A 1,117-nucleotide genomic window follows, 5' to 3' on the forward strand; every position below is an offset into this window, starting at 1 on the left:
TGTGCTGTCCAGGGAGGTTGGTCGAGGTTGTGTGACGACACGATCTGATGTCGTAGGTAGGTGAAGGCCTCCGGTTGTGGAGTGGAGCTGTCTAGGAACCGCTCCGGCAACCAGGAGGCCTTCATGCTCCACCGTAATGCTGCTCTGACCCCACGCGCACGTCTGCGTCTGGCGCGTTTGGTCGTGGACGAGGGCTGGCCGGTCGCCCAGGCGGCACGGCGTTATGACGTCTCCTGGCGCACCGCGAAACGCTGGGCAGATCGCTACCGCGAGCAGGGCGCTGACGGTATGCAGGACCGCTCGTCACGCCCGCACCACAGCCCGACCCGCACACCGCAGCCCTTGGTCCGCAAGGTCGTGCACCTGCGCTTCAAGCAGCGCCTGGGCCCGGTCCAGATCGGCGGGCGCCTGACCATGCCGGCCTCGACCGTGCACGCCGTGCTGGTGCGCTGTCGCCTCAACCGACTCAGTCATATCGACCGGGTCACCGGTGAACCCGTGCGCCGCTACGAACACCCGCATCCAGGCGCGATGCTGCATGTCGACGTCACCAAATACGGCAACATCCCCGACGGTGGCGGCTGGCGCTACGTCGGCCGGTTCCAGGGCCGCCGCCACCGCAACGCCACCGCCGTGCGTACCGGAAACCGCGGCAAGAACTGGGCACCGAAAGTCGGAACGGCGTTCGTGCACACCGTCATCGACGACCATTCCCGCGTCGCCTACGCCGAGATCCGCGACGACGAGAAGGGCGCCACCGCCGTCGACGTGCTCCGCAACGCCGTCGCCTGGTTCACCGCACGTGGCGTCACCATCGAGCGGGTGCTGTCGGACAACGGCTCAGCCTACAAATCCTTCGCCTGGCGCGACGCCTGCCACGAGATGGGCATCACCATGAAGAAGACCCGCCCCTACCGACCCCAGACCAACGGCAAGGTGGAGCGTTTCCACCGCACCCTGACCGACGGCTGGGCCCTAGCCCGCTTCTACAACTCCGAGCAAGCCCGCAGGAAGGCCTTACCGGCCTTCCTGCATCACTACAATCACCACCGACCCCACACCGCCACCGGCGGCCTACCACCCATCACCAGGTTGACCAACCTCCCTGGACAGCACA

Annotated in this window: 1 protein-coding gene; it reads left to right on the plus strand. The window is 66.7% G+C overall.

Annotated elements, in window-relative coordinates:
- Positions 1-123: 123 nt before the first annotated feature.
- Positions 124-1,117: IS481 family transposase (locus ACIBTX_RS32405; RefSeq protein ID WP_357134901.1), on the plus strand; the 994-nt coding region annotated here is incomplete at its 3' end.

The sequence above is a fragment of the Micromonospora sp. NPDC049359 genome, from assembly GCF_044466585.1.
Classification (GTDB): Bacteria; Actinomycetota; Actinomycetes; order Mycobacteriales; family Micromonosporaceae; genus Micromonospora.